Below are 19,801 nucleotides of genomic sequence, written 5' to 3'. Positions count from 1 at the left end.
TACCGCCATCGTGCTCGTTCATCCTCGCTCGCAGCCGCCACCTGAATCCCCGTTGCGGTGTGGATCCGGTGTGCCGCGTGAATCGGATCCACACCACAACGCGCCCGGACGTGATCCGACGGCGCCGGGCGTGGGCGAGGCGCCCTCCACCAAGTAGTGTGCGAGGCATGATCGTCGACACCGCCGAGGTGGATCCGAGCGCCGAGGTCGGCGAGGGCACGAGCATCTGGCAGCTCGCGCAGGTGCGCGAGAACGCAGTACTCGGACCGGGCTGCATCATCGGCCGCGGCGCCTACATCGGCACCGGTGTGCGCCTCGGCGCGCACTGCAAGGTGCAGAACTACGCCCTCGTGTATGAGCCCGCGCACCTGGAGGACGGCGTCTTCGTCGGCCCCGCCGCCGTGCTCACCAATGACGAGTATCCCCGCGCGATCAACCCCGACGGCACCCGCAAGTCCGGGGCCGACTGGGAGCCGGTGGGTGTCACCCTGCGTGAGGGCTGTTCGATCGGCGCTCGCGCCGTGTGCATCGCGCCCGTGACCGTGGGCCGCTGGGCCACCGTGGCCGCCGGTGCCGTGGTGACCACCGACGTCCCCGACTTCGCCCTCGTGGCCGGGGTGCCGGCGCGCCGGATCCGCTGGGTCGGCCGCGCCGGGGTACCGCTCACGGAGTCCGCCCCGGGCGTCTGGACCTGCCCGCGCACCGGCGCAGAGTATGAGGAGTACACCCACGACGGCGCAGCTCGCCTTCGCGAACGACGCTCGCCAGCAAGCCACGACCATGCCGCCAGCCGAGGAGATTCTCAGTGACGGAGCCCATCCCCGCCGCCAAGCCGATCATCGGTGAGGCTGAACGCGCCGCCGTCGACCGGGTGCTCCGGTCGGGCATGCTCGCCCAGGGCCCAGAGGTAGCCACCTTCGAGCAGGAGTTCTCCGACGCCCTGCTCGGAGGCCGCACCTGCGTGGCCGTGAACTCCGGCACCTCGGGCCTGCACCTGGGGCTGCTCGCCGCCGGCATCGGCCCGGGCGATGAGGTGATCGTGCCGTCCTTCACCTTCGCCGCCACCGGGAACTCCGTGGCCCTGGCCGGCGCCACGCCCGTCTTCGCCGACATCGAGCTCGACACCTTCTGCCTCGACCCCGCCTCGGTCGCTGCCGCCGTCACCGAACGCACAACGGCGATCATGCCGGTGCACCTGTACGGTCACGCGGCCGATATGGCCGGCCTGCAGGCGGTCGCGGACTCCCACGGGCTGCGCGTGTTCGAGGACGCTGCCCAGGCGCACGGCGCCACCCTGCACGGGGACCCGGTGGGTACCTTCGGCGATTTCGCGATGTTCTCGCTCTACCCGACCAAGAACATGACCTCCGGTGAGGGCGGCATGGTCTCAGTGGCCACCGAGGAGATCGCCCGCATCCTGCGGCTGTTGCGCACCCAGGGGATGGATCGCCCGTACGAGAACGAGCTCGTCGGCTTCAACGCCCGCATGACCGATGTGCACGCCGCCATCGGTCGGGTCCAGCTGGCCCAGCTCGCCGGCTGGACCGCCACCCGGCAGGCGAACGCGGCCGCCCTGACCGAGGGGCTCGCCGGTATCCCCGGGGTGGTGACGCCCACCGTCAAGCCCGGCGCCACGCACGTCTACCACCAGTACACGATCCGGCTGGACGGTGCCTCCGCCGAGGCGAGGGACGCCGTCGTGAATCGCCTGCGGGAGCAGGGTGTGGGGTGCGGGGTCTACTACCCGATCCCGAACCACCGGCTGCCTTCGCTGGCCCCCTACGCGCCGGATCTGGACCTGCCGGTCACCGAACGCGCGGCCCGCGAGGTGATCTCGCTGCCGGTGCATCCCAGCCTGACCGACGCGGATCTGGAGCGGATCATCGCCGGCGTCACCAGCGCCGTCGGAGGTGGGGCATGACGAACCTGCGAGCGGGCCTGATCGGCCTGGGCATGATGGGGCGCCACCACGCGCGGGTGCTGCGTCAGCTCGACGGCGTGGACCTGGTGGCCGTGGCCGATCCGGGCGGCGACCCGCATGGGGTGGCCGGTGACCTGCCCGTCCTGCCCGATGTGCACGCCCTGGTCGAGGCGGGTATCGACTACGCGATGGTGGCCGTGCCCACCCGCTTCCACACCGAGACCGGGCTGGCCCTGGCTGAGGCCGGTGTGCATGCGCTGATCGAGAAGCCGCTCGCCACCGACACCGCCGGGGCGCGCCGGCTGGCGGAGGCCTTCGAGTCCGCCGGGCTGGTGGGCGCGGTCGGGCACATCGAGCGGTACAACCCGGCGCTGCAGTCGCTGCGCGCGCGGTTGGAGAATGGCGAACTGGGGGATGTCTACCAGATCGCCACCCGCCGCCAGGGGCCCTTCCCCGCGCGGATCGCCGACGTCGGTGTGGTCAAGGACCTCGGTACGCACGACATCGACCTCACCGCCTGGGTCGCGCAGCAGGAGTACCGGTCCGTGTCCGCGCGCACGGCGTTCAAGTCCGGGCGCGAGCACGAGGATCTGGTGGCCGTGACCGGCATGCTCAGCGGCGGTCTGGTGACCAACCACTTGGTGAACTGGCTCTCCCCGATGAAGGAACGCGTGACCGTGGTGACGGGGGAGAAGGGGGCGTTCGTGGCGGACACACTGCTCGCCGATCTCACGTTCCACGCGAACGGGCTCATCCAGACCCGCTGGGACGATGTGGCGCAGTTCCGGGGCGTCTCCGAGGGGGATGTGATCCGGTATGCGATCGACAAGCCGGAACCGTTGCGCACCGAACACGAGGCGTTCCGGGATGCGGTGCTCGGCAAGCCCGCCGACGTGGTGACGATGGCACAGGGGCTGAACACGGTGGCCGTGGCCGAGGCGGTGCTCACCTCCGCCCGGACGGGGGAGACGGTGCAGCTGTGAGGGCGCTGCGGTGACGGCGCCGACCAGGCACCGCGTGATGCTGGTCTCGCGGATCTTCGCCCCTGAGCCCTCTGCGGCCACGTTCCGCCTCGGTGCCCTGGTGCGCGCCCTGGCCGGTGCGGGTGCACGGGTGGAGGTGGTCACCGCTGAGGCCCCCGACGGCGCAGGCTCGCTCGGGTTGGTACGTCCGGCCGAGGATGGTGCGTCGGGTGGGAGTGGTGCGCGGCCTGGGGAAAGTGGTGCGTGGGATGCGCGCGGTGGCACCGGAGCCGCCCCGGCCATCCCGGCCCGGGTACGGCGGGCGCCGGTTCTCCGCGACCCCTCGGGCTATGTGCGCGGATACCTGCCGTACCTGAGCTTCGATGTGCCGCTGCTGTGGCGGCTGCTGCGCGGGTCGCGGCCCGATGTGTACGTGGTGGAGCCGCCGCCGACCACCGGGGCGGTGGTGCGGGTGATCGCGGCGCTGCGGGGGCGTTCGTATGTGTACTACGCGGCGGATGTGTGGTCCGACGCGTCCGCCTCGACCGGTGCGCCGAAAGTGGTGGTGCGTCTGGTGCGGGCGCTGGAGTCGTGGGTGCTGCGCGGGGCGGCGGTGGTGCTGTCGGTGAATGAGGGCGTCACCGAGCGGGTGCGCGAGCTGGGCGCCCGGCAGGTGGTGACGGTGGGCAATGGGGTGGATACGGACGTGTTCACGCCGGGGGAGGCGTCGCCTGCCGATGCCAGTCCGCCTGCCGATGCCACCCTCCCCACCGATGCCAGTTCGCCCACCGGTGCCAACCCCTCCGCCGACGCAACCCCGTCCGCCCGCCCCACGCGTTCGAATCCCGTTGCGTCATGCGAATCCCGCTCTGGCTACCCGGAGCGGGATTCCCGTGGCGAAAGGGGATTCCAACGGGCATCCGAGATCCCCGATGGCCCGTTCCTGCTGTACGCGGGGACGGCCTCGGAGTGGCAGGGGGCGGAGGTGTTCGCCGAGGCGATGCCCCGCGTGCTGGAGGAGTTCCCGGATGCGCAGGTGGTGTTCCTCGGGCAGGGCAGCTCGTGGGATCGGCTGAGCATGCTGGCCGCCGGGCTCCCCGAGGGGGCGATCACGCTGCATGACCCGGTCAGTGCCGCCGAGTCAGCGGTATGGCAGCGGCGGGCGAGTGCGGCGCTGGTGAGCCTGCGCCCGGGGATCGGGTACGACTTCGCGATGCCGACGAAGATGTTCGCGGCGCTCGCGTGCGGGACTCCGGTGATCTTCGCCGGACCGGTCACGAGCCCTGCGGCGCGGCTGGTGGAGAGTGAGTGCCTGGGCTGGGTCACCGATCACGACGCCGGTGAGGTGGCCGAGGCGATGATCGCTGCCCTGCGGGCCGCCGATGAGTCGGTCGCAGAGACCGCAGCCGAGTCCGAAGGTGACCGCCTCGTGGCGTGGGTACGGGAGCACCGGTCGCTGGCAGCAGTGGGGGAGCGGGCGGCCGATGCGGTGTTGAGCGCCGTGACCTCGCGGGGCTGACCGAGCCGACACAGATGCGTGGACCGCGGCACGATGCTGCCGCGGTCCACGCATCTGTGTCGCCCGGGTCAGCGCGCCGCGGGGAACGGCGTGACCGGGAACGACTCAGCCCAGCTCAGTGATCCCCACCGAGGTGCCCGGCGAGCAACTCGTGCCGGCGCGCGCTGTCCTCGTTCATCCCGACGATCCGCACGTTCTTCCCGCGGGCCTCGTACTTCGTGGTGATCGCATCGAGAGCAGCCACCGAGGAGGCGTCCCAGATGTGCGCATTGGACATGTCGATCACGATGTTCGTCGGATCGCCGGTGTAGTCGAACTGGTAGTACAGGTCGTTCGAGGAGGCGAAGAAGAGTTCACCGGTCACGGCGTAGACGCGAGTATCGTCCTCATCGCTGGCATCCAGGCGGGTCACGGTGGTGAAGTGCGCCACCCGATGAGCCACGAGGATCACCGCGATCACTACGCCGGCGAGCACGCCGTAGGCGAGGTTGTGGGTCCAGACCGTCACGATCACGGTGGCGACCATCACGGTGATCTCGGTCTTGGGCAGCCGCTTGAGGGTGTTCGGCTTGATGGAGTGCCAGTCGAAAGTGCCCACGGAGACCATGATCATCACGGCCACCAGGGCCGCCATCGGGATGATCGCCACGATGTCGCCGAGTGCCACCACCAGGATCAGCAGGAACACACCGGCGAGGAAGGTGGAGATGCGGGTGCGGGCGCCGGAGGCCTTCACGTTGATCATCGTCTGGCCGATCATCGCGCAACCGCCCATGCCGCCGAAGAAGCCGGTGACGATGTTCGCCACACCCTGACCCCAGGTCTCACGGGTCTTGTTGGAGTGGGTGTCGGTGATGTCGTCGACCAGCTTGGCGGTCATCAGCGACTCCAGGATGCCGACGAGCGCCATGGCGACGGCGTACGGAGCGATGATCTGCAGGGTCTCCAGGGTGAGCGGCACGTCGGGGAAGAACAGCTCGGGCAGGGACTCCGGCAGATCGCCCTGGTCGCCCACGGTCGGCACGTTGATCGCGGCGAGCACCACGGCGGCGGTGATCAGCACGATCGCCACCAGCGGCGCGGGCACCACCTTCGTCCAGCGCGGCAGTAGCACGATGATCGCCACCCCGACGGCGACCAGCGGGTACACGGCCCACGGCACCCCGATGAGGTGCTCCAGCTGGGCCATGAAGATCAGGATCGCGAGGGCGTTGACGAAGCCGACCATCACCATCCGTGGGATGAACCGCATCAGCTTGGCTACGCCGAGCACCCCGAAGATCACCTGCAGGACGCCAGCGAGGATGACCGTGGCGATGAAGTAGTCGATGCCATGATCACGAACGACCGGCGCGATGACGAGCGCGACGGCGCCGGTCGCGGCGCTGATCATGGCTGGGCGGCCACCGACGAAGGCGATCGTGACGGCCATCGTGAACGAGGCGAACAGGCCCAGCCGCGGGTCGACTCCGGCGAGGATGGAGAAGGAGATCGCCTCGGGGATCAGTGCCAGGGCCACCACGAGGCCGGCGAGCACCTCGACGCGCAACCGCCGCGGCGATTTCAGGGTGGCGAGGACCGAGTAGGACTCGTCCGCTTCCGGTGGACCCGCGACGGGCTGCGGTTTCGGCGCGGGATCAGGGATGTGGGCTGGGGCTTCGTTCGACACGCAGCATTCCTTCAGAGGGTCGCGGGGCATGGCCCCGTGGCACCGGCCTGCGCCAGTACCTCGGACAGGTACGGTGCACGCGACGCTGCGCACGAAACTAGGTCTGGGCGGGGATGGGCGGGCAGAGGACATCCGATCGCGCCGCACAGCAGCATACCCTCACGTTGGGGGAGAGTTGCACATCCGTCTCGGGTTCCGGACGGATTCGGGCCCGACGGTGCTCGGGCCCGCTGCGATCAGGCAGGTCCGGTTGCGTCCAGCTCGGCCTGCAGCGTCTGCGCGAACGCCTCCGCATTGTTCAGCCGCCGTCGCATCGTCGCGCACCGCTGCTCCGCATCGGCCTGGAAGGAGGCGAGTCGTTCGCGGGCCGCCGCACGCTCGCCGTCGGCTACGCCCTGATCCCCGACGGCGTCCCTGGCCTCCATCAGTTCGCGCATCTCCTCGAGGCTGAACCCGAGCGGCTTCATCCCCATCGCCACCCGGAGCCGGGCCACGTCGGCCTCGGTGTAGAGCCGGAAGCCGCCGCTGGTCCGGGCCGATGGCGTGACCAGTCCTACTTCTTCGTAGTACCGGATGGTGCGCAGGGACAATCCGGTGCGCTCAGCCACCGCGCCGATCTGCATGTGCTGCTTGTCCTGCTCGTGTCCCATGCCACCCTCCGTCCGGCCGTCAGCACATCGTAGACAGGCCGTGGCGCCGCGACGTACGGGGAACCGGAGCGTGCCGGGATGTGCTCGCCGCCGGTTAGCGGAAGACGTCCTCGAGCGTCGAGGCGGTGAGGATGCGGTCGGTCCAGGTGTCGAGCTCGTCGGTGGTGGCGTGCTGGATACGATCCTGGTGGTGTTCGGGGAGGGGGCCGAACTTCTGGGTGAGGAGGCGCGCGAGTGTCTCGGCTTGCGATTGGCGCCGGCCTTGTTGCAGGCCTTCGCCCCGGCCTCGTTGGATGATCTGGTCGTAGGTGGTGCTCATGTAGGCCTCCTGTGCGGCGGGTCCGAGGCGGGTGAACAACGCTTCGTAGTCTTCTGGTGGTGCGTCCCCGACCAGGAGGACGTATCTCATGATAAGTCCGAACAGGCTCTCTTCGCCGGAATCATGGGGATCGCTGCGGTTGATGGCGGCGGCCAGGTCGTCCGCGAAGGCGGCCAGGTCCACGTCCGGGTGAAGGCTGCTGGTGATGGTCTTGAGCACCACCAGCGTTGGCCGGGCCGCGCTCCCAGGAGCCGCGAGACAGCCGTGCTCCAGGGGCCCGAAACTCCGGGTCAAACCCGAGAAGGGGTCGAAAGATCGGCCCGCGAGCGGGCCGTCACCAGCACTGGGCACCGGAGATCGCCGCCCGGTGCTCGCCCGGCGGCGGATGCGGTACCTGCACGCCCTGAACCTCCCAGCCGATTAGGCTCGGGTCCAGTCCGGCGAGAGGGAGGTGATCACCGATGGGCGTGTTGTGGCGCACCGTGCGCGAGCTGCTCGCTGTGCTTCCCGCGGGCAGCACCCGCTTCATCATCGCCTTCGCGATCGCCTCCTCGGCCCTGGCGATCCTGGACGTCGCGGCACTCGGTCTGCTCGCCCTCACCCTCACCCCGCTGCTCTCCGGTACCGACATCACCGTCCCGGTGGTCGGCCTCACCCTCGCCAACGATCAGCTGCCGTGGCTGCTCGGCGCGGTTGGCGTGCTGATCGTGACCAAGAGCGTCCTGGCGATCACCCTTCAGTGGCTGGCCACCCGCCGCTTCGCCCGGTTCGAGCAGGAGCTCGGCGCCCAGCTGCTCGACTCCTTCTTCGACGCCCCCTGGACCGACCGCCTCGGCCGCAACTCCACCGACCTCGTGCGCGCCACCGACGTCGGCGTGGCCACCACCGTGACCGGGGTGCTCATCCCGGCGGCGATGCTTTCCGGGGAGCTTGTCACGTTCATCGCAGTGCTCGGCGTGCTGCTGGTGGCCCAGCCGGTGATGGCGCTGGTGGCGATTGCCTACTTCGGCCTCATCGGCGCGGTGCTGTACCTGTGGGTGTTGCGCAAGGCCGTCGCCGCGGGACGCCGCAACCGGGAGCACTCCACCCGCTCGGTGCGCCTGGTCAGTGAGATGGTGCACTCGCTGAAGGAGATCACCCTGCGCGGCAAGGGCCCGGAGGTGGCGGAGGTGGTGCGCGCCGAACGCCTCATCTCCTCCCGCGCCCGCGCGAACATGTCCTTCCTCGGCGTCGTCCCCCGCTATGTCCTCGAGGCGGGCCTCATCGGTGGCCTCGCCCTGGGCGCCGGCGTGGGCTACCTGCAGAACGCCGACGGCGGACCTGACGCGGCCGTGCAAGGTGCCCTGAGCGCGGTGGCGCTGTTCGCCGTCGCCGGCTTCCGGATCGTGCCCTCCCTCACGAGGTTCCAGTCGATCATGGCCCAGACGGGCGCCTCGATGCCGTTCGCCCAGCAGGTGCTCACCGAGATCCGGGCGGCTACCACCCGGCGCGAGGCCGCACCGCCGGCCGATGGCCGGAAGATTCCCGACGGCGCCCGCTCGCTCGCCGTCCGGGACGTCTCCTTCCGCTATCCCAGCAGTGACGTCGACGCCGTGCACGAGGTGTCTTTCGACCTGCCGTTCGGGCGTTCGCTCGCGCTGGTGGGCGCCTCCGGTTCGGGCAAGTCGACCCTGGTGGACCTGCTGTTGGGTCTGCTGCAGCCGACGTCGGGCCGCCTGCTGGTGGGGGACGTACCGATGACCGAGGTGCTCGCCGACTGGCGCTCCCGGGTGGGCTACGTGCCGCAGGAGGTGTCCTTGTTCGACTCCACGGTGGCGCAGAACGTGGCGCTGACGTGGGATGCCGGCCAGGTGGACGAGGCTCGGGTGCGCCGCGCGCTGGAGCGGGCGCAGCTGCTGGATGTGATCGAGGCCCGTGAGGGCGGTATTCATGCCCGGGTGGGGGAGCGGGGCCTGGCGCTCTCGGGTGGGCAGCGCCAGCGGCTGGGGATCGCCCGGGCGCTGTACACCGACCCGCTGGTGCTGGTGATGGATGAGGCCACCTCCGCGTTGGACACCTCCACCGAGGCGGCCGTGACCACCGCGATCAACGATCTGGCCGGCGAGGTGACGATCGTGGTGGTGGCGCACCGATTGGCCACGATCCGTCACAGCGACACGGTGTGCTTCATGCGCGATGGCGAACTGGTGGCGCACGGGACCTTCCAGCAGGTGGTGGCCGCTGAACCGGACTTCGCCCAGCAGGCGGCGCTGGCAGGGCTCGTCGAGGAGCCCAATGTCGACGAGCCCGGTGTTGACGAGCCGAGCGTCGATGAGCCCGGCGTCGATGAACCCAGTGTTGACCAGCCCTATGCCGACGAGTCCAGCAACGAGAACGGACCAGCGTGACCGATCCCGAGACCGTCCCGCCCGAGCAGATCCCCGACGGCGACTCCGACCCCGGCCAGCTCGAGGACGCCCTCGGCGGTGCCTTGCGAGAGGCACAGTTGCGGACCAAGGACGGGCACATCCCGCGGGTGGCGATCCTCGTCTACAACGACGCCCATGCCGACACCCGGGTGCTGAAGACCGCCGCCACGCTGCGCGAAGCGGGGTGCGAGGTGCGCATCCTCGCGGTCGCGAGGGAGCGGGCCGGCTACCCCGAGGGCAGTGAGACGCTCCCGAACGGGGTGCAGATCGTGCGACTGCCGGAGTTCCAGCTGGCGCGCTCGGCACCGTGGCTGGCTGACGCCTACCGATGGGTGCTGGCCCGGCTACGGCGGGTCGCGGGGGCCGAGGAACCGGCTACCTCCACGACATCAACGCACCCCACATCCCCTCCCACGGAACCGACCGGGACTCCGGCGCCGGCCGTCGCCGCGAAACCCGTTGGCGCGCTGCTGGATGTGTGGCTGCGCACCTACCGCACCGTCAGCCTGGCGATCTACTGGCGGGCCGCGATCTCGGACGGCGTCGCCTTCCACCCGGATGTCATCCACGCCAACGATGGCAACACCCTTGCCCCGGCCATGCGCATCGCCCGGCACACCGGCGCCGCGATCGTCTACGACGCCCACGAGCTGTGGCGCAGGCGCAACGTGCGCCCCCGGCCGGTGGCCCCGCATGTGGAGCACCTGCTCGAACGCCTCGGCATCCGCCGTGCCGCTGCGGTGATCACCGTCTCCCCGAGCATCGCCACCTGGCTGCACCGCACGTACCGCCTCCGGCGCCGCCCCCAGTTGGTCCGCAACATCCCGCCCGCGGCCCCCGTGCCCGACCCGGCGACCGGGGTGCTGCGCGAACGTGCCGGCCTGGCCGCCACCGACCAGGTGATCGCCTACGGCGGGCGCATCACCACCAGCCGCGGCATCGAGGAGACGATCGACGCCCTGGCGCACCTACCGGTCCACGTGCACCTGGTGCTGCTGGGCTATGGCGAGGAGGACTACCTGGCCGTGGTGCGCCGTCGGGCAGCGGAAGCGGGCGTGAGCGACCGGGTGCACCTGGTGGGAGCGGTAGCCTCGCACGAGGTGGCCACGGCGCTCGCGGATGCGGACGTGTCGGTGGTGTACGTGCGCCCCACCTGCCTGAGCTACGAGTTCTCGCTGCCGAACAAGTTGTTCGAGTCGATTCACGCGGGGCTGCCGATCGTGGCCGCCGACCTGCCCGACACCAAGACGGTGGTGACCGAGCACGGGGTGGGGGCGGTGTTCAGCGTGACCGGGGGTGCCGAGGATCTGGCCGCAGCGATCGAGCGGGTGCTGGCCGATCCGGAGCCGTTCCGCGAGGCCGCGCAGGCGGCGGCGCGCGAGCTCACCTGGGAGGGTGAAGCACGGGTGCTGCTGGGCGAGTACGAGCGGGTGCTCGCTGGAGTCCGGACGTGAAGGTCTGGGTGCTCTCATTCTCGACCATCACCGAGGATGCGCGCGTGCTCAAGCAGGTGCGGGTGCTGGCGGCCGAGCACGAGGTGACCACGGTCGGTTACGGGCCGGCCCCGGCCGAGGCAGTGGCCCACTATGAGATCCCTGCGGAGCTGGTGGCCTGGCACAAGGACCGCCTGAGTCTCATCCTGCGCCGGTACTCCCGCGTGCAGGCGAGGAACGCCGTCATCGCGCATCTGCGCGCCACGCTGCCGGTCGGGGAGGCGGACGTGGTGGTGGCCAATGACGCCGACACCGTGCCGCTGGCGTTCGGGCTCCAGCCGCGGCGCGGCGTGCATGTGGACCTGCATGAGTACGCCCCGCGGGAGAACGAGGAGTCGTGGCGGTGGCGGCTGTTCGTGGCGCCGTACTACCGGTGGATCGTGCGCCGGTTCGTGGCGCGGGCGGCGTCGGTGACCACGGTGGGGCAGGGGCTGGCGGCGGAGTATCGGCGCGAGTTCGGTATCGAGGTGGGTGTGGTGGAGAACGCCACGGCCTTCCATGAGGCCGAGCCCGGTCCGGTGGGAGCGCCAATCCGGCTGGTGCACTCGGGCAACGCGCGGCGCAATCGCACGCTGGAGCTGATGATCGACGCGGTCGCCGTCACCAGCACGGACGTGACGCTGGACCTGTATCTGATGCCGAACGACCCGGCGTATCTGGCGGAATTGAAGGAGAGGGCGGATGGGGTGCGTGTACGGGTGCTGGATCCGGTGCCCTATGCCGACCTGGTGCCGACCCTGACGGCCTACGACATCGGCGTGTTCGTGCTGCCGCCGCTGACGTTCAACTACCGGTGGACGCTGCCGAACAAGTTCTTCGACTTCGTGCAGGCGCGGCTCGGCATCATCGTGGGCCCCTCGCCGGAGATGGCTGCCCTGGTGCGCGAGCACGGGCTGGGGGAGGTCACCGAGGATTTCACGACGGCGTCCCTCACCCGGGCGCTGGACGGTCTCGATCCGCAGCGGGTGGCCGAGTGGAAGGCGGCTTCGCACGCGCTAGCGCCGCAGGTGGCCGCGGAGCGCAGGTCGGGCGGCTGGGTGGAGGCGGTGCGGGCGCTGGAGCGGGGGACTGGCCCAGTCTGACCGCGCGGACGGACCGGCCCGTCCCTGCGCACTCCCGCCGGGCACCGAACCCGCCTCCAGGGGCCGATCTTTCGACCCGGGCCCGGGTTAGGCGGTTGCGGGTGGTCAAGTGGTGACCGTGGCCAACCGCGTAGACCCGCGCGGATGCCCGTATCAGCAGCCCGGCCCGGCTCTCGCGCAAGTACGCGTCGCGCGGGTTGTGTCGATGCACCCCCCCCAGTACTCGTTCAGCGGCTGAAGGGTGCTGGTTCCTCCGGCGTGTGGATGCCCAATGATCACGCTGACCACCCTGAGTAGCCAGTCGCGGAAGACCCTCGCGCCGACGGGCCCCTGATCGCGCACCAGTCGAGCCCCGATCCGCTGATGCCGTTCCGGTTGTTGGAGTACGCGGTGCGGATTTGGCGTCGTCACCTTGACCAGCACCCCGGTGCGACCCGGCTATCGACAGTTCTCCCGGTGGTGGTTCATCACAACCCGGCCCGCCCTGACCGGCCGTGGTCGGCACCGACCGGCTTGACCGACATCCTCGACCTCGAACCAGGCACTGCCGCAGCGATGGCCCCGTATCTGCCCCGGTTGGAGTTCCTCCTCGAAGACCTCGCCGCGATTGACATCAACGAGTTGCGGGCACAACCGTTGACAGCGGAGGCCCGGCTAACGCTAGTGGTACTCAAGAGTGTCACCAGCAGCCTTCGCCCGGACGTGGACCTGGATGCGTTCGCGGACGACCTGGCCGCCGTCATCAACCGCAGCGATCCTCATGATTCCGGCGAGGAGAGCCTGTTCGGACTTATCATGAGATACGTCCTCCTGGTCGGGACGCACCACCAGAAAACTACGAAGCGTTGTTCACCCGCATCGGACCCACCGCACGGGAGGCCTACATGACCAGCACCGCCGAGCAGTACATCCAACGAGGCCGGGGCGAAGGCCTCCAACAAGGGGTGCAACAAGGCCGGCGCCAATCGCAGGCCGCGACCCTCACCCGCCTCCTCACCCAGAAGTTCGGCCCCCTCCCCGAACACCACCAGGACCGTATCCAGCACGCCACCACCGACGAGCTCGACACCTGGACCGACCGCATCCTCACCGCCTCGACACTCGAGGGCATCTTCCGCTAGCGCCGCCACCCACTTGCTCGCTACCTAGCACAGACTGACGGCCCCCGGTAGCGTCATCAGGGATGAGCGGGACACGGGTACGCGGCGAGCAACGAGACCTCCCACGTCCTCGCCCAGTCGATGCCGACGTCGTGCACTCGCACGACGAGGAACCTGCCGGTTGGCGTCGATGGGTGGCGTTCCTCGTCGCAGGGCTGCTGTCCATCGTTGTCTACGTCATGTGGCCGGGCTTATGGTGGGTGGTCCCGGCGCTGCTGCTGGCCTGGCTGGTCATCGCGGTAGTCCGCTGGAACTGGACATCGAGGCGGGCACCGCACTGATGACCGACCGCAGTCAGCCCCTGCGACCCGCCCTCTCGGCCAGCACCTCCACCACCCTCTGAGCCGCATGCCCATCCCCATACGGCGCCGCATCGGTATCCTCCGGCCGCGCCCGCGTCGCGGCCGCCGCGATCTCCCCGGGACCGACCAGCACATTCCACCCCAGCTCCACGGTCTCCACCCACTCGGTCTCCGTCCGCACTGTCGTGCACGGCACCCGCAGCTCGAAGGCTTCCTTCTGTAGCCCACCGGAGTCGGTGATCACCCCGCGCGCCTGCGAGACGAGCGCCACCAGGTCCGGGTAGCCGAGCGGATCAAGCACCCGGACACCACCAGATCCCAGCACAACCCCGTGCTCATCAGCCTTCGCCCGCAACCGCGGATGCGCCAGCAGCAGCACCGGATGATCCACCGCCGTCAGCCCGTCCACGATGGCCGCCAACCGCCCAGCGTCGTCGGTGTTCTCCGCCCGGTGCAGCGTCGCCACGCTGAAGCCGCCCGCCTGCACCCCGAGCCGCTCCAGCACGTCCGCACCAGAGACGGCTCCCGCCACCTGATGCACCACATCGGTCATCACGTCCCCGACCACCACGGTCCGCTCGGCCAACCCCTCGCGCGCCAGATGTGAGGCGGCCACCTGCGTCGGCGCCAGCAGCAGATCAGCGGCATGATCGGTCAGCACCCGGTTGTGCTCCTCGGGCATGCGGCGGTTGAACGAGCGCAGCCCAGCCTCTAGGTGCGCCACCGGCAGGTGCAGCTTCACCGCCGCCAGCGCCGCGGCGAGCGTCGAGTTCGTGTCCCCGTACACCAGCACCCAGTCCGGATCCTGCGACCGCAGCACCGGCTCCAGCGCCGCGAGCATCGCCCCGGTCTGCTCTCCGTGGCTCCCGGAGCCGATGCCTAGTTGCACGTCTGGTTCCGGGATGTGCAGCGCGCTGAAGAACACGTCCGAGAGCAGTGCGTCGTAGTGCTGCCCCGTGTGCACGATCACGTGCTCTACGCCGGCCGCCCGGCACGCAGCGGCCACGGGGGCGAGCTTGACGAACTGGGGCCTGGCCCCGACCACACTCACGATGCGCACATGGCGAGTCTGGCACGCGAAGCCGTGTGGTCGCCGTCACCCCGGCCAGGTCGAACCGAAACGACGGGCTGCGCCATACTCGACAGGTGCGCAGACAACAGGTGGCGATCGGCAGGGGAGAGCAGGCATGAAGGTTCTCGCCGTCACCCCCTGGTTCCCCACCGACGGCGCCCCCACCATGGGCACGTTCGTCGCCCGGGACGTGGCTGCCCTGGCCGCCCGCCCGGAGGTCACCCGGGTCGAGGTGGTGCACCTCATACCCGAGGCCCAGCACGACGGCGCAGCTTCCGTCGAGCATGAGGGCGTCCGTGTGCGCCGCATCCCCATGAACCCCCGCTCGCCGTTGTCGGTCCTGCAGGCAGGGCGGCAGCTGCGCTCGGCCGTCAAGGGCGCAGACGTCGTCCACACCATGGCCTTCCCGGCCCTGCTGCCGATGGCGTGGTGGCGCCCGAAGGCACCGTGGGTGCACACCGAGCACTGGTCGGGCCTGACCACCCCGGGCACGCTGCCACTGCTGTGGCGGGCTGCGCTGCCGCTGCTGTGGCCGCTGATCCGGCGCCCCGACGTCGTCACGGCCGTCTGCGACTATCTCGCCACCCCGATCCGGGCGCGCCGGGGCACCAAGTCCACCACGGTGGTGCCCTGCATCGTGCCCTCGCCTGCCCACCTTGAGTCAAGGCCAATGCGGCCGCGCACGCCCACCCGGCTGGTCGCCGTCGGGGGCCTGGTGGAGCGCAAGGACCCGCTGCTCGCGGTGGACACCGTGGCCGAGTTGCAGCGGCGCGGCCACCCGGCCCGCCTGACCTGGGTCGGCGACGGCCCGCTGCGCGAGAAGGTGGCCCGCCGGGCGAGCAAGCGCGGCGTCGAGCACCTGGTCCGGTTGCCTGGGTCCCAGGATGCCGACGGCGTCCGTTCAGCCCTCGCCGACGCCGACCTGTTCTTCCTGCCCACCCGGGCGGACAACTTCTGCGTCTCCGCGGCCGAGGCGCTGGTCGAGGGCCGGCCCGTCGTGGTCGGCGCCACCGGCGGGCAGGGGGAGTACATCGACGCGCGGGTCGGCTCACTCGTGCACGAGCAGGACGCCGGCGCGTACGCTGACGCCGTGATCGACGTCGAGCACCGGACACTGCACCTGAACGCCAGCGACGTGGCTGCCACCGTGGCCGATCGGTTCTCCGCCGACCAGGTCACCGACGGCTACCTCGAGGCCTACCAGCGTGCCCGCCGCTGAGGAACCCCCGCCGCAACACGAGCCGCCGGATCCGATCAGACCCGGCGTGGACGTCGTCATCGCGGTCCACTCCACGCAGCGCCCCATCGCCCGCGCCGTGCGCTCGGTACTCGACCACAACGGGGAGGGGACTCGGCTGACGGTCGTCTGCCACAACATCGCCGCCAGCGAGATCCGCCCGCTGCTGGACCAAGCGCACCGGGAGCAGGTGGTCTTCCTCGAGCACAAGGATGCTCACCGCAGCGCGTCCGGGCCGTTCAACGCTGGTATCGCCGCCGCGACCGGTGAGTTCGTCTCGATCATGGGCTCCGACGACGTCCTCTCCCCAGGGGCGGTCTCCTCCTGGTACTGGCTCGCCAAATGCACCGGTGCCGATGCCGTGATCACCCGGCTGGAGCGCGGCGACGACCGGGTGATCGTGCCGACACCGCCCACCAGACCGTTGCGGCGCAAGAACCTCGACGGCGTGGCCGACCGGCTCTGCTACCGCAGCGCCCCACTGGGGATCGTCTCGAAGGAAGCGATCGAACGCCTCGGGTTGCGGCTCGAGGAGGGAGCCCCGGTCGGGGGAGACGTGGGGTTCGTGACCCGGCTGTGGTTCCAAGGCACGATCGCCTACGACCGTTCGGGACCGGCCTACGTGATCGGCGAGGACGCCCAGGACCGGGTGACGTACGCGCCGCGACCGATCGCCGTCGAGCTGCGGTTCCTGCGCACGATCGTCAAGGCGAGCTGGTTCGAGCGGCTGACCCTGGAGCAGCGGCGCTCCGCGGTGGTGAAATACCTGCGCATCCACCTCTTCGGAGCAGTGTGGAACCGGCAGGATCCCGACTTCTGGACCGCGAAGGAGCGGGCCTCGCTCGCGAAGGCCGCGACTCGGTTGCTGCGGGCCGCACCGGGAGCTGAGTCGGTGCTCTCACTCGCCGACAGGGACCTGCTCGATGCCATCCTGGACGCAGACTCGGCAACCGACCGGATGCTGGCGCTGGCCGTGGCCAGGCGCAAGCACGGTCGGCTCCGGACGTTGCTCACCCGGGACCTGGCGCAGGTGCTGGCGCGGGAGGCGCCGGTGCGGGTGATGGGGGCATCGCTGATTGGGCGCTAGCTGTAGCGGACCAGGTCGGCCACTGCGACACGCTGTGCACCCATCCTCACGTCAGCAACGTCAATTGGAGTGTGGGCTAGGGTTTGCGCGTCGGGGAGTCAGGCGATGCGACGCCATCCGTCGCCGCAAATGTTCCAGCGCTCAAGTTGTGAGGTCGAGCCATGCATTCACCGAAGAGTCGACGGATCGCTCCGATCGTCCTGTTGTCATCCGTTGCTTTCATCGTGCAGGGCGCAGTGGCCGATATCGCCTATGCGCAGCCGACAGCCGAAGCAGCGGAGACTGACGAGAACTCTGGCGCCGATACTCCGACAGCCCAAGATGTTACCGCTCCCGTGTCCGATGACGCCCACGAGGTGGAGCCAGGCGTGACACTGGTCGACTTCGGCAATGAAGGCACCAGGTCCATGATGCAATCGCAGACCGCACCGGGTCCTTCGCATGGCGGTGCGGAGATCGGTGAGCCGAGCGAGACACCACAGTCCGAGCATCACCAAGGCGTGGTCGCATCGGCACCTGTTCCCGAACTGGCCGTGGTCGGCGTTTCGTGGGACGTGAGTACGCCTGAGGACCTCACTGTTGACTTCCGCACCCTTACCGACGGCTCCTGGAGCGAGTGGGAAGAGCTCGAGATCGACAACGAACTCGCGGAGGAGGCCCTCACGAGCCGCCAGGGTACCGAACCACTCGCGGTGGCCGACGCCCAGGAAATCGAGGTCCGCCTCACAACTGCTGCCCCCACCCCGCAAGGGGCCCAGCTCTCAGTCATCGACCCGGGCACCTCGAGTGCAGACACCGCACCGGTGACTGCCTCGACCATGACGGCACCCACCAACGCACGTCCGACGATCTACTCGCGTGCGCAGTGGGGCGCTGACGAGTCCTTCCGTACCTGGGTGCCTGAGACCGGCCGGGTGATGGGTATCGATATCCACCACACTGCAGGCCTGAACGGCTACTCGGCCGACGAAGTCCCCTCGATCATCCGCGGCATCTACGCGTACCACGCCCAGGAGTGGGGACGGGATTGGGGCGACATCGGCTACAACGTGCTCGTCGACCGGTTCGGCCGGGCTTGGGAAGGCCGGTACGGAGGGATCGACCAGGCGATCATCGGTGCGCATGCCACTGGGCTGAACGCCAACATGGCAGGCATCTCGCTGATCGGGAATTACGACCAAGTCGAGGTGCCGACTGTGGCGTTTGAGATGGTGGCCCGGGTCGCCGCCTGGAAGATGACCATCCACGGCACCACTCCGCATGGCACCACGTCGTTTAACGGGACGACCTGGGATCGAGTAATCGGCCATCGGGACGCGAAGGCCACCACCTGCCCGGGCCGGTACATGTACACACGTCTTGACGAGTTGAAGGACCGGATCGCCGGCTTCCAAGGTTCGTTCGCCGGGCGTGAGCTGAACCGGGATCTGGACGGTGACGGTGCTGCCGACCTGGTGGTGCGCGAGGGTGACCAGGTCTCGTTGCTGTCCACCGCGCCGACGCCGGGTTGGCAGACTGACCGGATCGGGCACGGCTGGGACCCTGATCGCACCACCATCGCCGGCGACTGGGATGCTGACGGCTACGTCGACATCATGCTCCGCACACCGGAGGGGGACCTGCTGATGTACCGCGGCCGTGCCGACGGCACGCTGAGCGCGGGCATCCGAGTTGGGTGGGGCTGGTCCGACTTTAATTTGCTCATTGGTGGGGACGACTGGAACGGAGACGGCGACCTCGACATGCTTGGGCGCCGCATGGACGGGACGCTGTGGCTGTACGCCTCGAACGGCCAGGGGAGTTTCGCCCGCGGCGTCCAGGTTGGCCGAGGCTGGAACGGCATGGAGACCATCTCGATGGCCGGTGACTTTGTGGGCGGCCATCCCACGATCCTCGGGAGGCACGGTTCGAACGGCCACCTGTACGCGTACTCCTCGAACGGGGTCGGTACCATCACTGGGACGACCGTGGTCAGCTCGAGCTGGTCCAGCATGGAAGCCACGACCGGCGTGTCCGACCTGACCGGAGATGGTGCCGTCGACCTGCTGGCCATCTCTCCGCGCGGCGAGTTGCTCGCTTACCCGGGCACTGGTACCGGAGCGGTGCGGCCTCCTGAACTGCTCGCTACCGGCTGGTCCGGCACCACCATGATCATGGACGTCGGCACCGTACCGTCTGGTCGGCTGTTTCTGCGGCTGGCCACCTCAGGAGTTCTATACCGGTCCGTCTACAGTGCCAACTCGGACAGGTACGGTGAGTTCACTGACACCGGCATCGACCTGTCCCGCGACGATCTGGATGTCACTCCGGTGGGTGACTGGGACGGCGACGGCCGGCAGGACCTCGTGGTCCGCACGGCGGATGGCGACTTGCGACTGCACCGTGGCCTGGACGGGGGGCGGTTCGACCCGGTTGGTATCCGTATCGGTGTGGGCTGGACGAGTTTCGACGTCATAGTCGGGGCGGGTGACTGGCGCGGCGACGGCCGCCCTGGAATCGTCGGCTACGACGGGGAGGATGGACAACTCTGGCTCTACACCGGCGACGGGTCGGGTGGGTTCCTCCCCAGGGTCCCGCTCGGTTACACCAGCGGCGGTATTGATCTGCTCGCGAACGTGGGGCAGTGGGGCGGTCCGGGCGCTCCCGGGCTCCTTGCCCGGCGCTCGCCCGGATCCGACCTCTATTACTACGCCGGCACCGGCGCTGGGCTTGTCCACCCGCCTGTCCTCGCAGGGGAACGCTGGCACGCGTTTCACTCGATTGTCGGGATCAACGACGTGACCGAGGACCAGAATGCCGATGTCATCGCGGTGATGAACACAGGGGAGGTCTACCTGTACCCGGGCAACGGCCGGGGAGGCTTCCTCCCGGGGCGCCAGGTCGGCTCCGTGCCCGCCTCCGCTGTCGTGAGCTGAACCGT

General features: G+C 69.5%; 16 protein-coding genes. 12 read left to right on the top strand and 4 right to left on the bottom strand.

The features are described from left to right. The first annotated feature begins 167 nt into the window (after positions 1 to 167). Genes IM660_RS14140 through IM660_RS14125 form a run of 4 tightly spaced genes read left to right on the top strand, consistent with a single transcriptional unit; the run spans position 168 to position 4,402 of the window. Positions 168 to 809 (top strand): acyltransferase, encoded by a 642-nt coding sequence (locus tag IM660_RS14140; protein ID WP_193496435.1) that lies wholly within the window; start codon positions 168 to 170, stop codon positions 807 to 809. Then, positions 806 to 1,921: a DegT/DnrJ/EryC1/StrS family aminotransferase gene (locus IM660_RS14135; RefSeq protein ID WP_193496433.1), complete on the top strand. Its 1,116-nt coding sequence runs from the start codon at positions 806 to 808 to the stop codon at positions 1,919 to 1,921. Before IM660_RS14140 ends, IM660_RS14135 begins: the two co-directional genes overlap by 4 nt. Next, entirely contained in the window at positions 1,918 to 2,904 is a 987-nt protein-coding gene (locus IM660_RS14130) for a Gfo/Idh/MocA family protein (protein WP_193496431.1), read from the top strand. Before IM660_RS14135 ends, IM660_RS14130 begins: the two co-directional genes overlap by 4 nt. 10 nt (positions 2,905 to 2,914) lie before the next feature. Next, a complete protein-coding gene (locus IM660_RS14125) occupies positions 2,915 to 4,402 on the top strand; it encodes a glycosyltransferase (protein WP_246464959.1) in 1,488 nt (495 codons plus the stop codon). A 115-nt stretch (positions 4,403 to 4,517) separates the two neighbouring features. Here the strand turns inward: IM660_RS14125 and IM660_RS14120 are convergent, their stop codons facing one another. The 3 genes from IM660_RS14120 to IM660_RS14110 all read right to left on the bottom strand — a co-directional run bounded on the left by IM660_RS14120 (position 4,518) and on the right by IM660_RS14110 (position 7,391). Beyond that, entirely contained in the window at positions 4,518 to 6,101 is a 1,584-nt protein-coding gene (locus IM660_RS14120; protein WP_193496429.1) for a SulP family inorganic anion transporter, read from the bottom strand. Between the two features lie 206 nt (positions 6,102 to 6,307). Next, positions 6,308 to 6,721 (bottom strand): MerR family transcriptional regulator, encoded by a 414-nt coding sequence (locus IM660_RS14115; protein WP_193496427.1) that lies wholly within the window; start codon positions 6,719 to 6,721, stop codon positions 6,308 to 6,310. 94 nt (positions 6,722 to 6,815) lie between these two features. Next, positions 6,816 to 7,391, bottom strand: coding sequence for a DUF4351 domain-containing protein (locus tag IM660_RS14110; RefSeq protein ID WP_193496426.1), 576 nt, complete (start codon positions 7,389 to 7,391; stop codon positions 6,816 to 6,818). A gap of 110 nt (positions 7,392 to 7,501) precedes the next feature. Here IM660_RS14110 and IM660_RS14105 point away from each other — a divergent pair, with 110 nt between their 5' ends. The 5 genes from IM660_RS14105 to IM660_RS14085 all read left to right on the top strand — a co-directional run bounded on the left by IM660_RS14105 (position 7,502) and on the right by IM660_RS14085 (position 13,144). Then, entirely contained in the window at positions 7,502 to 9,427 is a 1,926-nt protein-coding gene (locus tag IM660_RS14105) for an ABC transporter ATP-binding protein (RefSeq protein ID WP_193496424.1), read from the top strand. After that, entirely contained in the window at positions 9,424 to 10,902 is a 1,479-nt protein-coding gene (locus IM660_RS14100) for a glycosyltransferase (RefSeq protein WP_193496422.1), read from the top strand. Before IM660_RS14105 ends, IM660_RS14100 begins: the two co-directional genes overlap by 4 nt. Continuing rightward, positions 10,899 to 12,023 carry a glycosyltransferase gene (locus IM660_RS14095; RefSeq protein WP_193496420.1) on the top strand — a complete coding sequence of 375 codons (1,125 nt, stop codon included), beginning with the start codon at positions 10,899 to 10,901 and terminating at the stop codon, positions 12,021 to 12,023. Before IM660_RS14100 ends, IM660_RS14095 begins: the two co-directional genes overlap by 4 nt. 330 nt (positions 12,024 to 12,353) lie before the next feature. Beyond that, on the top strand, positions 12,354 to 12,911 hold the full coding sequence (locus IM660_RS14090; protein WP_343072104.1) for an Rpn family recombination-promoting nuclease/putative transposase: 558 nt from the start codon (positions 12,354 to 12,356) through the stop codon (positions 12,909 to 12,911). Continuing rightward, complete coding sequence (locus IM660_RS14085) at positions 12,908 to 13,144, top strand: DUF4351 domain-containing protein (protein WP_193496416.1); 237 nt, start codon at positions 12,908 to 12,910, stop codon at positions 13,142 to 13,144. The genes IM660_RS14090 and IM660_RS14085 overlap by 4 nt, the downstream gene beginning before the upstream one ends. Positions 13,145 to 13,477: 333 nt before the next feature. On the opposite strand, the gene wecB is transcribed toward IM660_RS14085, so the two are convergent. Continuing rightward, positions 13,478 to 14,545, bottom strand: a complete 1,068-nt coding sequence (wecB, locus tag IM660_RS14080) for a non-hydrolyzing UDP-N-acetylglucosamine 2-epimerase (protein ID WP_193496414.1) — start codon at positions 14,543 to 14,545, stop codon at positions 13,478 to 13,480. Positions 14,546 to 14,672: 127 nt separating this feature from the next. On the opposite strand from wecB, the gene IM660_RS14075 reads away from it, so the two are divergent. The 3 genes from IM660_RS14075 to IM660_RS14065 all read left to right on the top strand — a co-directional run bounded on the left by IM660_RS14075 (position 14,673) and on the right by IM660_RS14065 (position 19,796). Continuing rightward, complete coding sequence (locus IM660_RS14075) at positions 14,673 to 15,776, top strand: glycosyltransferase (protein WP_193496412.1); 1,104 nt, start codon at positions 14,673 to 14,675, stop codon at positions 15,774 to 15,776. Between the two features lie 46 nt (positions 15,777 to 15,822). Next, the gene (locus IM660_RS14070; RefSeq protein ID WP_193496410.1) at positions 15,823 to 16,881 is read left to right on the top strand and encodes a glycosyltransferase; all 1,059 of its coding nucleotides are present in this window, start codon (positions 15,823 to 15,825) and stop codon (positions 16,879 to 16,881) included. Positions 16,882 to 17,042: 161 nt separating this feature from the next. Next, positions 17,043 to 19,796: an FG-GAP-like repeat-containing protein gene (locus IM660_RS14065; RefSeq protein ID WP_193496408.1), complete on the top strand. Its 2,754-nt coding sequence runs from the start codon at positions 17,043 to 17,045 to the stop codon at positions 19,794 to 19,796. The last annotated feature ends 5 nt before the right edge of the window (positions 19,797 to 19,801 follow it).

Origin of the sequence: Ruania alkalisoli, assembly GCF_014960965.1 — a bacterium.
Taxonomy (GTDB): domain Bacteria; phylum Actinomycetota; class Actinomycetes; order Actinomycetales; family Beutenbergiaceae; genus Ruania; species Ruania alkalisoli.
This window is presented reverse-complemented; position numbering and strand designations above follow the sequence as displayed.